Annotated in this window: 11 protein-coding genes and 1 pseudogene; 1 reads left to right on the top strand and 11 read right to left on the bottom strand. The window is 71.2% G+C overall.

All coding sequences use genetic code 11. The features are described from left to right. Window positions 1-7 precede the first annotated feature (7 nt). The 9 genes and pseudogenes from AB0M67_RS19790 to AB0M67_RS19750 all read right to left on the bottom strand — a co-directional run bounded on the left by AB0M67_RS19790 (window position 8) and on the right by AB0M67_RS19750 (window position 12,340). Window positions 8-541, bottom strand: a complete 534-nt coding sequence (locus AB0M67_RS19790; protein WP_365747082.1) for a hypothetical protein — start codon at window positions 539-541, stop codon at window positions 8-10. Beyond that, window positions 504-1,448, bottom strand: coding sequence for a hypothetical protein (locus AB0M67_RS19785; RefSeq protein WP_365747080.1), 945 nt, complete (start codon window positions 1,446-1,448; stop codon window positions 504-506). The genes AB0M67_RS19790 and AB0M67_RS19785 overlap by 38 nt, the downstream gene beginning before the upstream one ends. Next, window positions 1,445-2,479: a hypothetical protein gene (locus tag AB0M67_RS19780; RefSeq protein WP_365747078.1), complete on the bottom strand. Its 1,035-nt coding sequence runs from the start codon at window positions 2,477-2,479 to the stop codon at window positions 1,445-1,447. The genes AB0M67_RS19785 and AB0M67_RS19780 overlap by 4 nt, the downstream gene beginning before the upstream one ends. After that, window positions 2,476-3,270 carry a cupin domain-containing protein gene (locus tag AB0M67_RS19775; protein ID WP_365747076.1) on the bottom strand — a complete coding sequence of 265 codons (795 nt, stop codon included), beginning with the start codon at window positions 3,268-3,270 and terminating at the stop codon, window positions 2,476-2,478. The genes AB0M67_RS19780 and AB0M67_RS19775 overlap by 4 nt, the downstream gene beginning before the upstream one ends. Window positions 3,271-3,432: 162 nt before the next feature. Further along, on the bottom strand, window positions 3,433-5,901 hold the full coding sequence (locus tag AB0M67_RS19770; RefSeq protein WP_365747074.1) for a galactose oxidase early set domain-containing protein: 2,469 nt from the start codon (window positions 5,899-5,901) through the stop codon (window positions 3,433-3,435). Beyond that, window positions 5,898-7,147: pseudogene (locus AB0M67_RS19765) on the bottom strand (glycosyltransferase family 2 protein). Before AB0M67_RS19765 ends, AB0M67_RS19770 begins: the two are co-directional and overlap by 4 nt. Then, window positions 7,144-8,718, bottom strand: a complete 1,575-nt coding sequence (locus tag AB0M67_RS19760; protein ID WP_365747434.1) for a glycosyltransferase family 39 protein — start codon at window positions 8,716-8,718, stop codon at window positions 7,144-7,146. Before AB0M67_RS19760 ends, AB0M67_RS19765 begins: the two are co-directional and overlap by 4 nt. Window positions 8,719-8,828: 110 nt before the next feature. Further along, the gene (locus tag AB0M67_RS19755) at window positions 8,829-10,085 is read right to left on the bottom strand and encodes a glycosyltransferase (protein WP_365747072.1); all 1,257 of its coding nucleotides are present in this window, start codon (window positions 10,083-10,085) and stop codon (window positions 8,829-8,831) included. Between the two features lie 206 nt (window positions 10,086-10,291). Continuing rightward, entirely contained in the window at window positions 10,292-12,340 is a 2,049-nt protein-coding gene (locus AB0M67_RS19750; RefSeq protein WP_365747070.1) for a thioredoxin domain-containing protein, read from the bottom strand. A 98-nt stretch (window positions 12,341-12,438) separates the two neighbouring features. On the opposite strand from AB0M67_RS19750, the gene AB0M67_RS19745 reads away from it, so the two are divergent. Beyond that, window positions 12,439-15,675: a tetratricopeptide repeat protein gene (locus tag AB0M67_RS19745; protein ID WP_365747069.1), complete on the top strand. Its 3,237-nt coding sequence runs from the start codon at window positions 12,439-12,441 to the stop codon at window positions 15,673-15,675. A gap of 78 nt (window positions 15,676-15,753) precedes the next feature. On the opposite strand, the gene AB0M67_RS19740 is transcribed toward AB0M67_RS19745, so the two are convergent. Together AB0M67_RS19740 and mca are read right to left on the bottom strand one after the other, a co-directional pair. Continuing rightward, entirely contained in the window at window positions 15,754-16,053 is a 300-nt protein-coding gene (locus AB0M67_RS19740; protein ID WP_365747067.1) for a hypothetical protein, read from the bottom strand. Further along, on the bottom strand, window positions 16,046-16,927 hold the full coding sequence (mca, locus tag AB0M67_RS19735; protein ID WP_365747065.1) for a mycothiol conjugate amidase Mca: 882 nt from the start codon (window positions 16,925-16,927) through the stop codon (window positions 16,046-16,048). The genes AB0M67_RS19740 and mca overlap by 8 nt, the downstream gene beginning before the upstream one ends. Between the last annotated feature and the right edge of the window lie 88 nt (window positions 16,928-17,015).

Raw genomic sequence — 17,015 nt, 5'->3', positions numbered from 1 at the left:
CGCCGGACTATCCGAAGTCGTCGTCGCTCCAGCCGCCGTCGTCGTCGGAGTTCCATCCGTCGCCGGAGTCCCAGTCACTGCCGTCGCCGCCCACGTCCCCGCCGCCTGAGGAGTTCTGGGCCGCCGCCTGCTGCTGTTGCTGCTGGCGCAGTTCCTCCTCCTCTTCGGGGGTGAGCTCCTCCGGCGGGAGCTGGGTGGCTGTGACGGCGAGGCTGACGAGCCCGAGACCGCCGAGCAGCACGCCCATGCGTCCACCGAACGAGGTCTTGTTGACGAGCATCGTCTCGCCCCGGTCCCAGAGCGTGCGGCCGTAGCCGATGTCCCTGCCGTAGGTCACCCTGCCGTCGGAGTACTGGCGCTTGATGATGCGTCCGCCGAGCAGTTCATCGGTACCGGAAGCGCCTTGGTTGTCGTGCCAGCGCACGCGCGTGCCGTCTTCGCGCCGCCGCCACTCCTCACGTCCGTCCCGGTAGCGGCGGTGGACGCTGTGGTCGGCGAGCAGCTCATCCCTGTACTCCGTCTCGCGTGGCCGGTTTATCACCTTTGGTCCCCGTATCCCCTGGTTGGTTCGTCGGCCATGTCATGAATCCCGCCGTACGCAGCTCGCGCAGCCCGGCCCTGACCGAATGGCTGGGCGTCCTCGGCCCGCGTACGAGCCGCAGTACGGTGCGCAGCAGCCGGGCCGGCGGTACGGACTCCACCTCGGCGAAGCGCCCTTCGGTGAGCCAGTCCCGCTCGCGGGCTTCGAGTCCGGCGGGCAGGGGCAGCGGGCCGGGTCCCGGTGCCGGGCCGCGCGGCGAGATCAGATGGAGCGCGGTGGCGTGCCGGGGTACGAGGCCCATCGAGGAGACCCGTGCGCCGGGGACCGCGTCGCGCACCCGCGCGGTGAGCGCGATGCCGTCCACGCTCGCGTCGTGCAGTACATGCGCGGTGGCGCCGTCCACCCTGCCGAGCCCGGCCACCAGCCGGGGATCGAGCGGCAGGTCGTCAGCGGCGAACACCGGGCAGGCGGCCTCCAGATGCACATCGTTGGCGAGGAGCATCCGGGCCACCTGACGGCTCTGGCAGACGAGCAGCCGGGGCAGTCCGTAGTCGTAGAGATCGGGCTCGGAGGGCTCGGAGATCTCGGCGGGCTCGGGTGTCCCGGAGGGCTCGCGAGGCACACGGGCCGAAGCCGAAGCGGTGGCTGGAGCGGAGGTCAGCAGCCCCGGCACCGGGCCGCGCCGCCGCAGAGCCTCCTCGAACCGCTCGTACCGTACGGGCGGCGCGGGCGTCAGCGGAAGCCTGCGCGGGACCATGCGCGGCGGGCGCAGGACGCGGCACATCTCGTAGTACAACTGCCGCTCGGTGAACCGGATCCGACCGGGTGCGCCCGCTCGTCCGACGGCGGTGGCGAGGGCGCGGTCGAGCAGCCGGTCGCCGATGCCCACGGCGGCGCGTGGGGTCATCGGCCCGCCTCGCCGGGCCAGGTGAGGAACCCGACGGCCTCCGCCTCGCGGCGCTCGGGATCCGTACGGGTGGCGGCGGCGACGCGTTCGACGGTCCTGCTGACGGCGGCGAGGAGCTTGGCGGGGCGTACGGCGACGAGCGAGACGGTCCAGCCCTTGGCCAGCCACTCCAGCTCGTCCTTGGTGAGCGTCCCGCTCTCGCCCAGCCACTTGACGAGGTCCTTCGCCGGCCTGCCGCCCCGCCGCGCGGGCGCGCCCGGCGTGCCCATGACAGCGCGCGGCGGCAGCCCGACATCGATCACCGTACGGCCGGGCAGCGCCTCACGCGTCCGCACGACCAGCCGGCAGCCCGGCGCGCTCGCGTCGTGCAGGACGAGGACGGGCAGCGCGTCCGGCACCTGCTCGACCTCGGTGGCGACGACGACTCCGTACCGCTCCGGTATCCCGTTGGCGACCAGGAAGGCGGCGACGGCCCGGTCCGGACAGAGCAGCGCGAGACGCGCCCCCTCAGGGAGGTAGACGCGGCGGTACGGGAAGTCGTCCACGACCCCGGGCGGGAGCGAGCCGTACACGTTCTTCCAGTCGGTCGCCATCATGCCGCGGAAGCCGCTGAGCGGATGCCTCGCCTGCTCCCTCTTCTGTTCCTTCCCGCCGAAGATCAGGGCGGCGGACAGGCCGAGGACGACGATGAGGACGAGGACGGAGCCCGCGATGACGAATCCGCCCATGTCATCGGCGGTCACTCCGACGACGAACATGATGACGCCGATCAGCAGCGGGACCCATAGACATCCCAGGGCCTCCACGACCGGGCTCTCGCTCTTGGACGGCGCCGGGGCCCCGAGCTGGTCGACGGAGATCCTCAGCCGGCCGCCGTCGGTGAGCTTCACGAGCAGGCGGCGGACCCGTAGGTCACTCATCTTCAGCGAGTTGGTCCTCGGATCCAGGGCGAAGCGCCGCTTGCAGTGGGAGCAGGTGCGGTTGGGCCGCTCCTTGAAGAGCAGGTTCCTGTCGCAGAACGGGCAGATCATCGCGGACCCTCCAGTGCGGACGCGGCGCGCCGGAGCCCGGCGGCGAGACGCTCTCGCACGGTGGTGGCGCCGATGCCCCTGACACGCTGGATACGTTCGATGTCGCGCAGCGCGGCGGCCAGCAGCCCGTAGTCGGTGCTCACGCGGGTGACCGTGCCGAGCGCGCCGCGGCCGTGCCGTACGCCGTCGTCGCTCGCGTCGTCCACGGCGCGGCGCTCGGCCTCCTCGGCGGTGATCGCGTAATCCTCGTGGTCGATACCGAAACCGGTGTTGGCGGCGAGGATGTTCAACGGCTTCGTGCCGCGGTTGGCGAAGGAGTGGGGCATCATCTCGGGGATCCGGATCATGGCCCCGGGGAACAGCCGGATCTCGGTGACCCGGCCGCGCGGCGCGTCGTAGAGACCGCAGGCGGCATGGCCGAGACTGAGCACGATGTGCTCGCCGCCGTGCGCGTGCGGGGTGAACGCGCTGCGCGGGCCGACGACCCCGAGCTTGAACGTGGCGTTGGACGGGCGCTCGGGCGAGGTGCGCGCGTCACCGACGAGATAGTGGGCGAACTGCCCGTCGTCGATGAAGCGCAGGAACTCCTCGCTCGGGCCCAGCTCGCGCGCGCCGTCCCGGTCGGCGAACAACACGCTGCCCTCGGGCCCGAGATGGAACAGCTCCACCCCGTGCGGCAGGTCTCGCGACAGCCGTTCCATACCCCGCAGGCCGGGTGTGCCGGAACGGGAATCCACGTCGGACATCAACGCCCCCCTCGCGTCGTGCACCACGATCGCGTCGTGCACCACGATCGCATCGTAGAACCGCGACCGGGAACACCTTGGACAAATGATATGGCTGAGCACCGACATCGGGATGAAGTGACGGGGCGTCGCGCGTACACGGAGGCCACGGAGGCTGCCGGGGGGGCTCCGCGTACGCGCGCGCCGTTCCCCATCGGAGTCCGGCGTTCAGCGCCTCCGTACGTCCCCCTTCTCGCACGCCACCCCGTCACCGTCCGGGTCCAGCCGGAGCGGATCGTCCCCGCCGTTCACCTTCAGCCGCCCGTAGTCGTTCGCCGCGAGCCAGTCGCAGCGCGCCTTCGTCGTCGCCGCCTTCGTGCTCCCCCGCACCGTCTCCGGGAAGACCGTCGGTACGCAGACGTTGGCGGAGCCGTAGTGCCGGTCGCATCCCGCGACCCGCGGGCTCACCGGCGCCGAGGTCCGCTTCTTCCGCGGCTTCTCGGGGCTCTTCGCCAACTCCCCCGCGAAGTCATGGACATGCGCCGACTCCGCGGCTTGGTCGGCGAGCGCCGGGGGGCCGCCGAGACGCACCCACTCGGCCACCGAGGGAACGCCGTTGGCGTCGACCGCGAAGAGCATGTACCAGCCGGGAGGCGCCAGATTCGGGTTGCTCATGACATTGAGGTCGACGGTGTTCCCGTCGTTTCCGTCCACCGAGAGCGGCAGATCCACGAACCGCTGGTTGGGGTCGGAGGAGTGGGTGACCGCGGCCGGCCGGATCAGTTCGGCCTTGGCGATCGGCCGGTCGACCGTGATCCGCTGCGTGTCCCCGTACAGCCACTGGTCATCGATCAGTGACGTGATCCGCGGGCGTGGCCCCTTGAGGAGATACGGCGGGGTGTAGAGCGACACCTGATGGTTCCAGGATCCGTTGCCCGGGTTGTCGCCGGTCGTCATCACCCGGCCGTCCGGCAGCAGGAACGCCGACGAGTGGTAGCCGCGCGCCTGCGGGTCCACCGCCACCGGATCGAAGGTGTCCGTCACCGGGTCGAACAGCGAGGACTCGTAGACGGGGTTGGCGCGGTTGTGCAGCGCGCCGCCCGTCTCCAGCACCTTGCCGTCGGGCAGCAGCACGGCGGAACCGTACATCTTGCCCTGCGCCCCGGTCTGCGGCTGGGGTCCGTTGCCGAGGTCGACGGTGCCCTGCGGCAGCAACGGGCCCGGTGTGTAACGGGGGTTGGGCTGCTTGAGATCGATCAGGTCCGTCAGCCGGTTCGCCTCCGGGTTGGAGTCGATATTGCCGCCGCCGATCGTCAGCACCCGCTGGTCCTGCGCGGGCGGCAGCAGCACGCTCGCCGACTGGTCGCGCTCGTCCTTGTTCTGGAGCCCCGCGATCTCGGTCACCGTGTTGGCGTCGTAGTCGTAGACCGACGAGCCGGTGCCCGGGGTGCCATTGCCGAAGACATGGCTGCCGGAGTAGAAGAGCCGCCCGTCCTGCATCAGGATCATCGACGGATACAGGCCCCAGTACGACCAGGTCTGGTTGACCTGCCCCATCGGCAGCCAGCTGTCCTGGGCGGCCGACCAGCGCTCGGCGGTCACCGAGCCGCTGGAGTCCTCGCGCAGCCCGCCGAAGGACATCACATCGCCGTTGCCCATGATCGTGGCCGACGGATACCAGTGCCCGTCGTTCATGTCGTTGGTCCTGGTGTACGTCTCGGTGGCGGGGTCGAAGACATACGAGTCCTTGAGGCCCTGGTAGCCGACCGTGCCGTCCGCCGACGGATAGCCCTTGTTGCCGCTCATCACCAGCACCCGGCCGTCGGAGAGCTGGACATGGCCGGAGCAGAACATGTCGTCGGGGGTGGGGACCGTACGGTACGAGCCGTCCGCCGGGTCGTACACGGCGGAGGTGAACGTGCCGGCCTCGAACATCTCCGGGTCGTTGCCGGAGCCGGCGATCAGCAGCACTTTGCCGTTGTGCAGCACCACCGAGTGCATCGAACGCACCGGGTTCTCCGTCGGCAGCACCTGCCAGCGGCCATGGGCGCACTCCTCGGCGGTCCCGGTGCACTCCGGTTCGACGGGCGGCGGGGCGACCTCCTCCATCACATAGTCATCGGTGGTCACACTGCCCGTGCCGTACACCGACACGCCCCAGGTGATCCGGTCGGTGCCGGGCGGAATCACGGGCGTACGGACCTCGGCCCGCTGGTAACCGGCGCTCAGGTCAAGGGTTTTGAGGTCGGTCCAGTACTGCCAGCCGGCCGTGGTGTCATGCCGGAAGAGCGTGATCGCGGCGTCGGGGGTCGTCGACCTGTACCAGAGGGACAGGTCGTACTGCCGCTCGGGCACCACCGCGGGCGCGCACTGCGCGGACTCCGTGATCAGCGCCTTGCGGTCGCCGTCGGTCCGGCGGGTCAGCTCGACCCGCAGCGCGGCGCTGCCGGAGTGGGCGTCGGCGACGGTGTCGAAGGAGAAGTCGTTGTCGCCCCAGCCGGACCGCTCCCAGCAGTACGGCATCCCGTCCGCGCCCGGCGTCTCGAACCCGGGGTTCTTGACGAGGTTCGCCCCGGCCATCGCGGGCTGCTGGGTGGCGAACAGCAGCCCGCCGGTGAGCGCGAGGAGGGCGAGGAACGCGGTACGGCGCGAGGTGCGGAACCGGCGCGGCGAGACGCGCGGACGGCCGGGGCTCATCGGCGCACGCTCCCCTCGGGACCCTCTACCGCCTCGGCCGGCGCCGCGCCCGGCACCGTAAGGACCTGGGCGCCACGCCCCGCGCGCCGCCGCTTCGGCAGATAGACCAGCGCCTCCGTGCCCACGAACCGCACCACGAATGTCGCCAGCAGCGCGCACGCGGTCGCCATCAGCACCCCCATCCCGAACCGGCCGACGAGCAGCGCGATCAGCGGGATACGGAGGAGCAGATCGGCGTTGGCGAGCAGCGCGAACCGGCCCACCCGGTCCGCCCAGTGCCGGTGCGCCCGCCGGTCGCGGAAGAGCAGCGTCTCGATCAGGAGGAAGTTCCACACCACACCGAACTGGTTGGCCAGCACCTCGGCCGGCAGATAGTGGACCCCGGCCGCCGTCAGCCCGTGCAGCGCGAGCAGGTTCGGTACGAAGCCGGTGAGCCCGATCAGTCCGAAGACGATCACCGGGCGAGCGGCGCGGCCGTCCGCAGCTCCACGAGATGGCGCAGGAAGCGCAGCCCCTCCTTCGCCGTCGACTTCGACTCGCCCGCGAACCGGTCGCGGAAGACGAACGGCACCTCGGCCGGCTGTTCGGGCCGGCAGCGTACGGCCAGCTCCAGCAGGATCTTGTAGCCGAGCGGACGCAGCGCCTCCGAGGTGACGGCGGAGCGCCGGATCGCGAAGAACCCGCTCATCGGGTCGCTGATCCCGCGCAGCCTGACCGGGAAGATCCCCTTGGTCAGCCAGGTCGCCGCGCGGGAGACGGCGACGCGGTAGCCGCCCGCCAGACCGGCCCGGCTGCCGCCGTCGATATAGCGGCTGGCGACGACGAGATCGGCGGAGGTCCGTTCCCCGGCGGCGACCAGATCGGGGACGAGCGCGGGCGGATGCTGGAGATCGGCGTCCATGACCACGATCCACTCGGATCCGGCGGCCCTGAGCCCTTCGACGACCGCGCCGCCGAGACCGCCCTCGGGCTTGTCGCGGTGGATCACGTTCACGGGGAACGGGCAGTCCTGCGCCGCCGACGCGATCACCGAGGGGGTGTCATCGGTCGAGTCGTCGACGAAGAGCACCTCGCAGGGCAGCCTGGCCGGTACGGCGTCGGTGAGCTGCCGCAGCAACTCCCTGATGTTTCCCGACTCGTTGAAGGTCGGGATGATGACGGTGACGGCGCCTGGCTCGGCGACGACGGTCGCTTCCAGCTCCGGTTCACCGCGCTCCCCGGCACCGATGGGGGGAAGAATGCTCATCGCTCGTCGCCTCCCGCGTTCCGGTCGCCCTTCGCACTTCCCGCGATCCGCCGGATCTCGATCCGGTCCTCGCCCTCCCCGAAGACGGCGACGGCCGTCGAGTGCTCCAGCGCGTCACGCACCTTGGGCAGATCGCGCGCGTCGCGCCGTACGGTCGGGGACGCGACCACATAGTCCAGATCGCGCCAGCCGTTCGGCATGGTCTTCGTGACGGCCGGGTCGAGGTCGGCCTTGTAGAACCAGATCGCGCCGAGCCCCGGCGCGTACCCGGCGTGCACCAGATCGAGCCAGAGCGCGTCATCGACCAGCACCCGGGCCCGGGAGGGGTCGGGCACCTCCGTCGCCATCCAGGAAGCCGCCTGCCGGTAGGGGGCGTTGGCGTCGGCCGTCAGCGCGGTGCGATCGCCCTCGTACCACCGGGGTACGACGACCACGAGCGCGGTCGCGGCCAGCGCCGCCAGCGCCGTCCGGCGGACGGCGGTGAGCGCCCGGCCCTCCCTCGGACCGCGCCGTCTGCGCAGGATCGCGTGGCTGACGGACGCGGCGCCGCCCGCCAGCACCAGCGCCAGGAACGGCAGTCCCTGGATCACATACATCGCGGGCAGATAACCGGACGGGCGCAGGGCGACCAGGGTGAGGATCACCACGGCCAGCGCGGGGCCCGCCAGCGCCCGCGCGGTGACCGACCAGCGCAGGGTGACCATCAGCAGGACGGCGCCCGCGATCCCGCCGAGCGGCAGTACCCGGTCGTAGTACAGCCAGGACTGGAGCACCCCGTACGAACCGCTGCCGGGGTCGAGCACAAAGCCGGATCCGGGCCTGCTCATCTGGTACGTGATGCCGTCCCAGAGCGAGACATGCCCGTCGCCCGGCAGCAGCTCCCCCTTGAGCAGGGCCATCAGCGGATAGCAGAGCCCGACCAGCGCGCAGGCGGTGATCGCGCCGGTCACCGCGAACTTCCGGGTGTCGCGATGGCTGTGCCGCCAGAGCGTCACCAGCAGCGCGGGCAGGACGACCAGCATGGTCTCCTTCGTGAGCACCCCGACGGCGGCGGCGAGTCCGGCCGCGAAGTGGTGCCAGAGATGCCGGCTGGGCGAGGCCGCGAGACAGAACGCGAGCAGCATCCACATCACGGCGAGGTTGTCGAGGAAGATCTCCCGCTGGAGCACCACGGAGAGCGGGGAGAGCCCGAACAGGACCATCGCCAGCCCGGCGGCCCAGCGCGGCAGCCAGAGCCGCCGGGCCAGTACATAGAGGAAGACCGCACTCGCCGCGCTGACCAGCAGCATCGCGAAGCGCATCGGGGCGACCGTCATCGTCTCGGGCGAGAGGAGCGAGGGCAGCCAGGTCAGAAAGGCGATCTGCATCCAGCCGAGCGGCGGATGGTCGTACCAGTAGGTGTAGTGGGCGAGGCCCTTGCCCTCCTGGACGGCCCAGGCCTGGGCGAGATAGGTGCCCTCGTCGTCGCTGAGCGTCGGATAGTGCTGGATGTTCCAGCCCTGGACCAGCAGGATCGCGACGAGGAGCACCCCGCACAGGAGCAGATCGGCGCGGGAGCGGCGGAAGCGGATGACCGGGCGGACGGTGAGATGGGTCCGGCCGCCGCGGCGGGGGCGGGCATGACCCGGCCGCGCGGTGACGACGGTCGGCTGCGCGGTCGTCACCGTGGGGAGGGTGGAGGTCACGCGTGGACGTCCTCTCGGATGAGATGCGCGCCGACATGACTGGTCAGCTCCCAGTCGCCGTGCCCCCGCTGCTCGCGCCAGACGGCGCGGATCGCCGCGCCCGCGAGGAGCAGTTGGTAGAAGGGGCCGCCGACGATGAGTTTCAGATAGTGCGTCAGCCGCACCCGCAGTCCGTACTGCTTGCCGAAGTCATGGAGTCCGACGACCTCGAAGACGAAGGTCACCATGGCGGTGACCAGCGGCAGGAACGTCACGAACGCGACGGTCACCGGGACGTCGAGAAGAAGCGCGACCCCCACGTTGAGCGGGATGACCAGACCGGTGAACGCCTGGAGGAACGGTGTCATCAGCGTGTAGCGGGCGAGCATCCGCTGTCCGCGCGTGGGCAGTTGGCGCCAGTCCTTCTTGCGGTACACCTGAAGGAAGCCCTGGTTCCAGCGGGTGCGCTGTTTGAGCAGGGACATCAGCGAGCCCGGGGTCTCCTCGCGGGTCACCATGTCGGAGTCGTACGCGACGACGACCTTCTTGCCGACGCTGGAGAGCCGTACGCCCAGATCGCAGTCCTCGGCCAGGCAGTTCGGGTCCCAGCCGCCCGCCTCGCGCAGGACGTCCGTCCGTACGAAGACGGTGTTGCCGCCGAGCGGGATGAAGCCCTTCTGGGCGTGCAGATGGAGCCTGCTGCGGAACCAGAAGAAGTACTCCAGGCAGTTGCGCAGGCTGTACCAGCTGGAGTGGAAGTTGATCAGCTGGACGCCGCCCTGGACGACATCGGCGCCGGTGGTGCGGAAGGCGTGGTCGACATGGGTCAGCAGCTCCGGATGGACCTGGTCCTCGGCGTCGAAGACCCCCACGACCTCGCCGGTGCAGTGCGGCAGCGCGGTGTTGAGCGCCTTGGGTTTGTTCTTGGCCTCATGGGTGTCGACGACGACCCTGACCCGGTGCGGGGCGCGGGCGGCGGCCCGTTCGGCGACCGCCGCGGTCTCCGGGTCGTCGTGCCCGACGATGACGATGATCTCGAACCTGCGGTGGCTGGACTTCAGCAGCCGCTCGACGGTGTGCTCCAGCACGGCCTGTTCATGACGGGCCGGCAGGAGCAGCGAGAACGAGCCCTCGCGACCGCCGTCGGGCCGGTCGAATCTGGTCGCGGCCAGCGTTTCCGGCGTACGCCAGGCGTGCATCTGCCACCAGAGCGTGAACGCGGCCATCCAGAACAGCGCCAGTGAAATGGCAGCGATGAATACGGACGTGAACACATGGCCCCCCTCGGCCAGGGCCGGCCGCGGCAGGCCCCCCTGGCCGTCGGCTGACCCGTACATCCCCCTTGTGCGCACAGTCCCCCCGTGCACACCTGTTGTGACTCTTGTGGAGACAATAGGGGGGACCTGTGACCGTCGGAGGGCCGATTGGGTGAATACTGCGTTTCAGGCCGATTCACCATGCGTCGGAAATCAGCCAAGCGTTACTCGAAAACGCCCAACTCCCCCTTGAGGGCGCTCACTTCTGTCACCGGTGCCGCGCAGACGAACCTCCGGCAGACATAGGCGGCGGCCTCCCCGCCGACCAGCGGACGGTCCGCCAGCAGCGGGAACTCATCACTTCCGGCCACTCCCGCGGCGACGACGGCGCCCGGCGCGGTGCCGAGCAGCGCCGCGCGGTGCAGCGCGCTCCGCCCCGGCCCGGCCCCGCCCGCGTCCCCCGGCTTCTCCACGACCGCGACCTCGCGCGGCCCGTCGAGCAGCGCCTCGGCCACCGCCAGCCCCCAGCCGATGAAGCGCGGCGCCCTCGGCCCAAGAGCCTTGACGACCCCCAACGCCCCTTCGGCAGCGGCGCGGTGAGCCTCCGAGCCGGTGTGCGCGGCATACGAGAGGAGCGCTCCGGCGGCGGCCGTCCAGCCGGACGGCGTGGCGTTGTCCGTGGGGTCCTGCGGGCGCCTGATCAAACGTTCGGCGTCGTTCGCCGTGTCGTACAGCGTCCCGCCCTCGGCCACGAACCGGTCGAGCACAATGTCCAGCAAGAACCCGGCGAATTCCAGCCAAGCCCCCTCACCGGTCACCCCCGCGAGCGCCAGGAAGCCCTCGGCGACATCGCCGTAGTCCTCCAGCACCCCCGCGTTGGAGCCGGTGCGGCCGTCCTTCGACGTACGGGCGAGCCGCGCCGTATCGTCCAGATGCACCCGCACCAGCAGATCGGCGGCCTCGGTGGCGCGCTCCACCAGATCCGGCCGGTCGAAGTAGGCACCGGTCTCGGCCAGGGCGGCGATCGCGAGCCCGTTCCAGGCGGCCACCACCTTGTCGTCCCGGCCGGGCCTCGGCCGCCCGTCGCGCGCCGCGAGCAGCCGCCGCCGTACGGAATCGACTCGCTCGGCGTCCGCCACCCCGCCGTCCAGGGGCAGTTGCAGCACGGACGCCCCCTCCTCGAAGGTGCCCTCCTCCGTCACCCCGAAGTACCGCGCGGCGAACGCGGCGTCGGACTCCCCCAGCACCTCGCGCAGCTGGTCCGGCGTCCACACATAGAAGGCGCCCTCCACATGCGCGCCGCTGCCGTCGTCACTGTCCGCGTCCAGCGCGGACGCGAACCCGCCCTCGGCCGTGCGCAGTTCACGCACCATGAAGTCGGCCGTCTCCAGCGCCACCCGCCGGGCCAGATCGGATCCGGTGGCCCGCCACAGATGCGCGTACACCCGACAGAGCAGCGCATTGTCATACAACATTTTCTCGAAGTGGGGCACCGTCCACTCACGGTCCACCGAGTACCGGGCGAACCCGCCGCCCAACTGGTCGTAGATCCCGCCCCTGGCCATCGCCTCGCACGTGTCGGCCGCCATCTGAAGCGCGCCCTCCGCGCCGGTACGGGCGTAGTGGCGCAGCAGGAACTCCACCGCCATCGACGGCGGGAACTTGGGCGCCCCGCCGAACCCGCCCCGCGCGGCGTCGTACTCCCGCGTCAGCCCGAGCAGCGCCTGCGCCAACTCCTCCTCACCGGGCACCCCGTCCCCCCGGTACGCGAGCGACCGCCCCGCCAGCTCCCCCACGATCCGCGCCGCGACCTCGGCGACCTCCCCGCGCCGGTCCTTCCAGGCGGCACTGACCCCCTCCAGGACCTGCGGGAAGGACGCCATGCCGTGGCGGGGCGCGGGCGGGAAGTACGTACCGAAGTAGAACGGCTCCCCGTCCGCCGTCAGAAACACCGTCATGGGCCACCCGCCCTGCCCGGTGGCCGCCTGCACCGCCTCCATATAGACGGCGTCCACATCGGGCCGCTCCTCGCGGTCGACCTTGACGCTGACGAAATGGGCGTTCATGTACCGGGCGGTCGTCGGGTCCTCGAAGCTCTCGCTCGCCATCACATGGCACCAGTGGCAGCTGCTGTACCCCACACTCAGCAGCACCGGCACGTCCCGCCGCCGCGCCTCCTCGAACGCCGCGGGCGACCACGGCCACCAGTCGACCGGGTTGTCGGCGTGCTGGAGAAGGTAGGGGGAGGTCTCATGGGCCAGTCGGTTCGCCATGCGACCCATCCTGCCCCAGCGGGAGCGATGCCCTCGCGCTCACGCCGCGCGCACAGGACAATGTCGTTTCTCAACCCAAGCTCTCGGAGGGGACGCAGATGCGGGAAAGCCACCGGGCCGAGGCCGAGAGGCTGTTGGTACGTGCCGTGGAGGAAGAGGTACGGCGCTCCGGCGGGCGGACCGAGGGGAACACCCTGCTCGCGCGCGGGCGCGGCGCCCTGGACGCCATCGCGGCGGGTGCGGACGAGGAGTACGCCGCGTATGTGCGCGCGCTGGACACGGAGCGGGCCGAGCGGCCCGCGCTCTCGGAACGCTTCAGCAAACAATCCCTCGGAACGCCCGCACTGGTCACGTCCGTCGCCGCGGTCGCCGCCATCGGCGCGGATGTCGCGCTGGGCACCGCCGCGGGCGTCGCGCTCGGCGCCGGGGCCGTCGTCGCGGTCGCGGGGGCCGCGACCACCGTCGCCAAGGTGACCGCCTCGCACTGGCCGGCCGCGCACCGCAGAGCCGGGGCGGCCGGCCAGCCCGGCGGCACCGAGCAGTTGCGGCTCCAGTGGCTGACGGCGCTGGAGGTACGGGGCATCCGCCCGTTCCTCGACCAGCAGCGGGTGCTGACCTCCGCGTCCCGCCGCACCACCAAGAAGCCCACCGTCGTCCCGCAGCTGCGCGGCGGGGACCGGAGCGCCGCCGCCCGCCGGCGCACTGTGCTGGAGCAGTCCTTCGGCCATCTGCCCAAGCCCGACGGGCCGTTCGCCGGCCGGCGCGCGGCGATGGCACAGATCGCGCAGTGGGTGCACGCGGCCCGTGTGTCGACGGAGACGAAGCCGACGGTCGTGGTGCTGTACGGCGCCCCGGGCGCCGGCCGTACCGAACTGGCCGTACGGGCCGCGCACCAGCTCAAGGACCAGTTCAGAGGCGCGTGCGTGGTCGACCTGCGCGGCGGCGGCTCCTTCGAGGCGCCGCTGTCGACCCGCGACGCGCTGCTGCATCTGCTCAACCGGCTCGGCGCGCCGCGCGAGCAGCTGCTGTTCCGTGAGGGCTCCTCCCCGGAGCAGCAGGTACGGCGGCTGAGCGAGCTGTATCACCAGCATCTGACGGGTCTGCCGGTGACGGTCGTCCTGGACGACGCCTCCGACCCCGAGCAGGTACGGACGCTGGTGCCCGAACGGTCCGACAGCCTGGTGCTGGTGACCGCGCGCGAACGGCTCGATCTGCCCGACGACGTACCGGCCTGGGTGCACCAGCTGTCCGTCGAACCGCTGGACACGGCGGGCGCGGAAGAGCTGCTGCGGGCCGTGGCCGAACCGTCCGCCGCGTCGGCGGACGGCCCGTACGACGCGCAATCCACCGACCGGGTCGGCGAGTTGTGCGGCGGCCTGCCGCTCGCCCTGCGGATCGCGGGCTCTTCCCTCACGTCGCGTTCCGCCCATCAGCTGGCCACGGACCTCGACGCGTACGGCCCGGTCGAACCGGTCGAGCGGGCCCTGTGGGTGCGCTACACCGACATGAGCGACCAGGCCCGCAGACTGCTGCGCCGCCTCGCGCTGGCGGGCCGCGCCTCCCTGGGCGCGGCAGCGGCGGCGGCGCTGCTGGCGACGGACGAGCAGGAGGCGGGCCGGCTGCTGGCCGAGCTGTCCCGGGCGGGTCTGATCGACCCTGTGCGGGCCGGCCGCTACCGGCTGCACGATGTCGTCAGGATCTTCGCGCACTCACGGCTGCGGGACGAGGAGGGCGCCGAGGACCGTACGGCCGCCCAGGAGCGGCTGATCCGGAACTACGGCGAGCTGGCCGACTCCGTGATCCGGCTGGTCGACGGCAAGACCTCCACCCGCGCGGACCTCTTCAAGACCGCGGCGAACGCGCACGGCTTCTCCTCGCTGGAGTCGGCGCTGCGCTGGCTGGACGACGAGTCCAGCTTCATCACGGCCGCGCTGCGGCACGCCGAGGGCGTCGACCAGCAGGCCGTACTCAACCTGCTGGGCGCGCTCTGTGACTACTGCCTGCTGCGCGGCGACCTCTACCGGCTGGGCGAGATCAACGAGCTGACCCAGGCGGTGGGCCAGGGGCTGCTGCTCCGCTCGGTCCAGTGGCGTACGGGTATCGCGGCCCGGCAGCTCGGCGAGCTGGACAAGGCGCGCACCACCCTGACCACGGTCGTCGGTCTCTACCGGGAGGCGGACCATGACGCGGGCGCGGCCCGCGCGCTGTGCTCGCTCGGCATCACCCTGCACCACCAGGGCAATCTGACCGAGGCCTCGGCGAAGCTGCGCGAAGCGCTCGCCCTCCAGTCCCCGGAGCCGCTGGCCGGCGACCGCGGCTGGACGCTGCACGCGCTGGCGGCCGTCGAGCGCGACCGCGGCTCACTGGCCGAGGCGCTCACACTCCTGTCCCGCGCGCTCGTACTGCACCGTGAGAACGAGTCCCTGCACGGCGAGGCGTGGACGCACTTCCAGCTGGGCCAGCTGTATCTGCGGCTGGGCGAGGCGGCGCGGGCGGAGGCGGAGCTGCGCGCGGCCCTCGATCTGTACGGCAGGACCCGCGACGGCCGGGGCGAGGCCTGGGCGATGACCCAGCTCGCCCGTACCCGGCTGGTGGACGGCGACCCGGCCCCCGCGGTCGGCGAACTGCGCGACGCCCTCGCCCGCCACCGCGACAACGAGGACGCGCGCGGCGAGGCGTGGACGCTCTACTACCTGGGCCAGTCGCTGGAGGCGACCGGCGACCGCGACCAGGCGGTACGGGAACTGGAGCGGGCGCGCACGATGTTCTCCCGGATGCGGGACGTGTACGGGCTGGCCTGCGCCAGACACCACTCGGGCCGGGTCACCCGCGACCAGCGCGCCGCCCAGACCGGCAACCTCCGCAACTCCGGCTTCGCCCGCCAGCTGCTGACCGACGCCCGCGCGGACTTCCGCCGCATCGGTGTCGCCCACGGCGAGGCCTGGACCTGTCTGGAGCTGGCCATCATCGACGCCGGCAACAACCGCCCCGGCCAGGCGCTCCAGCTGTGCGACGAGGCCACGGCGCTCTTCGCCTCGTACGACGACCACCGCGGCACCGACTGGTCCCGCTTCCTGCGCTGCACGCTCCTGCCGTACGCCTCGGCGGGTGGTATCGAGGTGGGCTCGGTCGTCGCCGAACAGGAGCTGTCGGACCTCTCCGCCGCCGGCCACGCGTACCGCGACAGCAAGCTCACGGAATCCGTGGCGACGCTCGGGGTCATGCTGAGCAGGGGCGTACGGCTGGAGGACGGCTGGCAGGCCTGGCAGCTGGGCATGGTCCCGAGCCGTCACGCACGGGAGGTCATGGGCGTACCGGTGACGGCGGTCACCTAGGTCCTGTCCGGCACCCCCGGCCCCGTGACGCCCTGTGGGTCGGGCGTCAGGGGGCCGGGCGCGGGACGCCGAAGGCCGCTACTCGCCGCGCGGGGCGGCGGACGTCGGCTCGCTCTCCGCGGGCCGCTTCGAAGACGGCGCGTCCAGGGACTGCGCGTTCGAGGACTGCGCGACCGCGACCGGCGGCTCCGCCGGGGTCTCCTCGAAGTTGACCATGTCCATGTGGCGGTTCATCGACTTCATCAGCATCCACACGCCCCCCGCCATCACCGCGAACACGATGAACCCGAGCACACCGGGCGTCACCTTGTTCTCGTCGAGCTCCTTGGCGAGAGGAGCCGCGAACGCCACTGCCTGAATCGCATCCATGTCAGGCATTGTCGCGGATGCCCGCGAAGAGGTCGCTCTCGGGGAGGGATGTATCGACGAGCGACTTCGCCAGCTCGTACTCCTCCGTCGGCCAGATCTCCCGCTGGATGTCCATCGGGATACGGAACCAGCCGCCGTCGGGGTCGATCTGGGTGGCGTGCGCGATCAGCGCCTTGTCCCGGATCTCGAAGAAGTCGGCACACGGGACATGCGTGGTCAGCGTCCGCTCCTCGCGGTCGATCTCCTTCCAGCGCTCCAGCCACTCGCCGTACGGGGACTCAAGGCCCCGGGCCAGCAGCGCCTCGTGCAGCGCGACCGTACGCGGCCGGTTGAAGCCCTGGTTGTAGTAGAGCTTCTCCGGCTGCCAGACGGGACCGAAGTCCTCCTCCGGGTACTTCTCCTTGTCCGCCGCGGCCTCGAACGCCACCATCGAGATCTTGTGGGTCATGATGTGGTCCGGGTGCGGATACCCGCCGTTCTCGTCGTACGTGGTGACGACCTGGGGCCGGAACGACCGGATCAGGCGTACGAGACGGCCCGCCGCCTCGTCCACGTCCTCCAGCGCGAAGCAGCCCTCGGGCAGCGGCGGCAGCGGATCGCCCTCGGGCAGACCGGAGTCGACGTAGCCCAGCCACTCCTGCTTGACGCCGAGGATCTCGCGCGCCTCGTCCATCTCCTTCTTGCGTACTTCGTGGATGTGCTCCTCGATATAGGCGTCACCCTGGAGCTTGGGGTTGAGGATGGAGCCGCGCTCGCCTCCCGTGCAGGTCACGACCAGCACGTCCACCCCCTCGGACACGTACTTGGCCATGGTGGCCGCGCCCTTGCTCGACTCGTCGTCGGGGTGGGCGTGAACGGCCATCAGTCGCAGCTGCTCAGTCAAGACTCGATCCTCAGTGATGTGTCGCGTTGGACGGCTTCTATAGTGACGGATGTCGGGGGGCGGAAATTCCGGGTTGCCCGACTCCGAA

It is taken from the genome of Streptomyces sp. NPDC051662, assembly GCF_040681655.1.
Classification (GTDB): domain Bacteria; phylum Actinomycetota; class Actinomycetes; order Streptomycetales; family Streptomycetaceae; genus Streptomyces.
The sequence above is the reverse complement of the archived record's forward strand: the minus strand, read 5'-3'. Positions and strand labels throughout refer to the sequence as shown.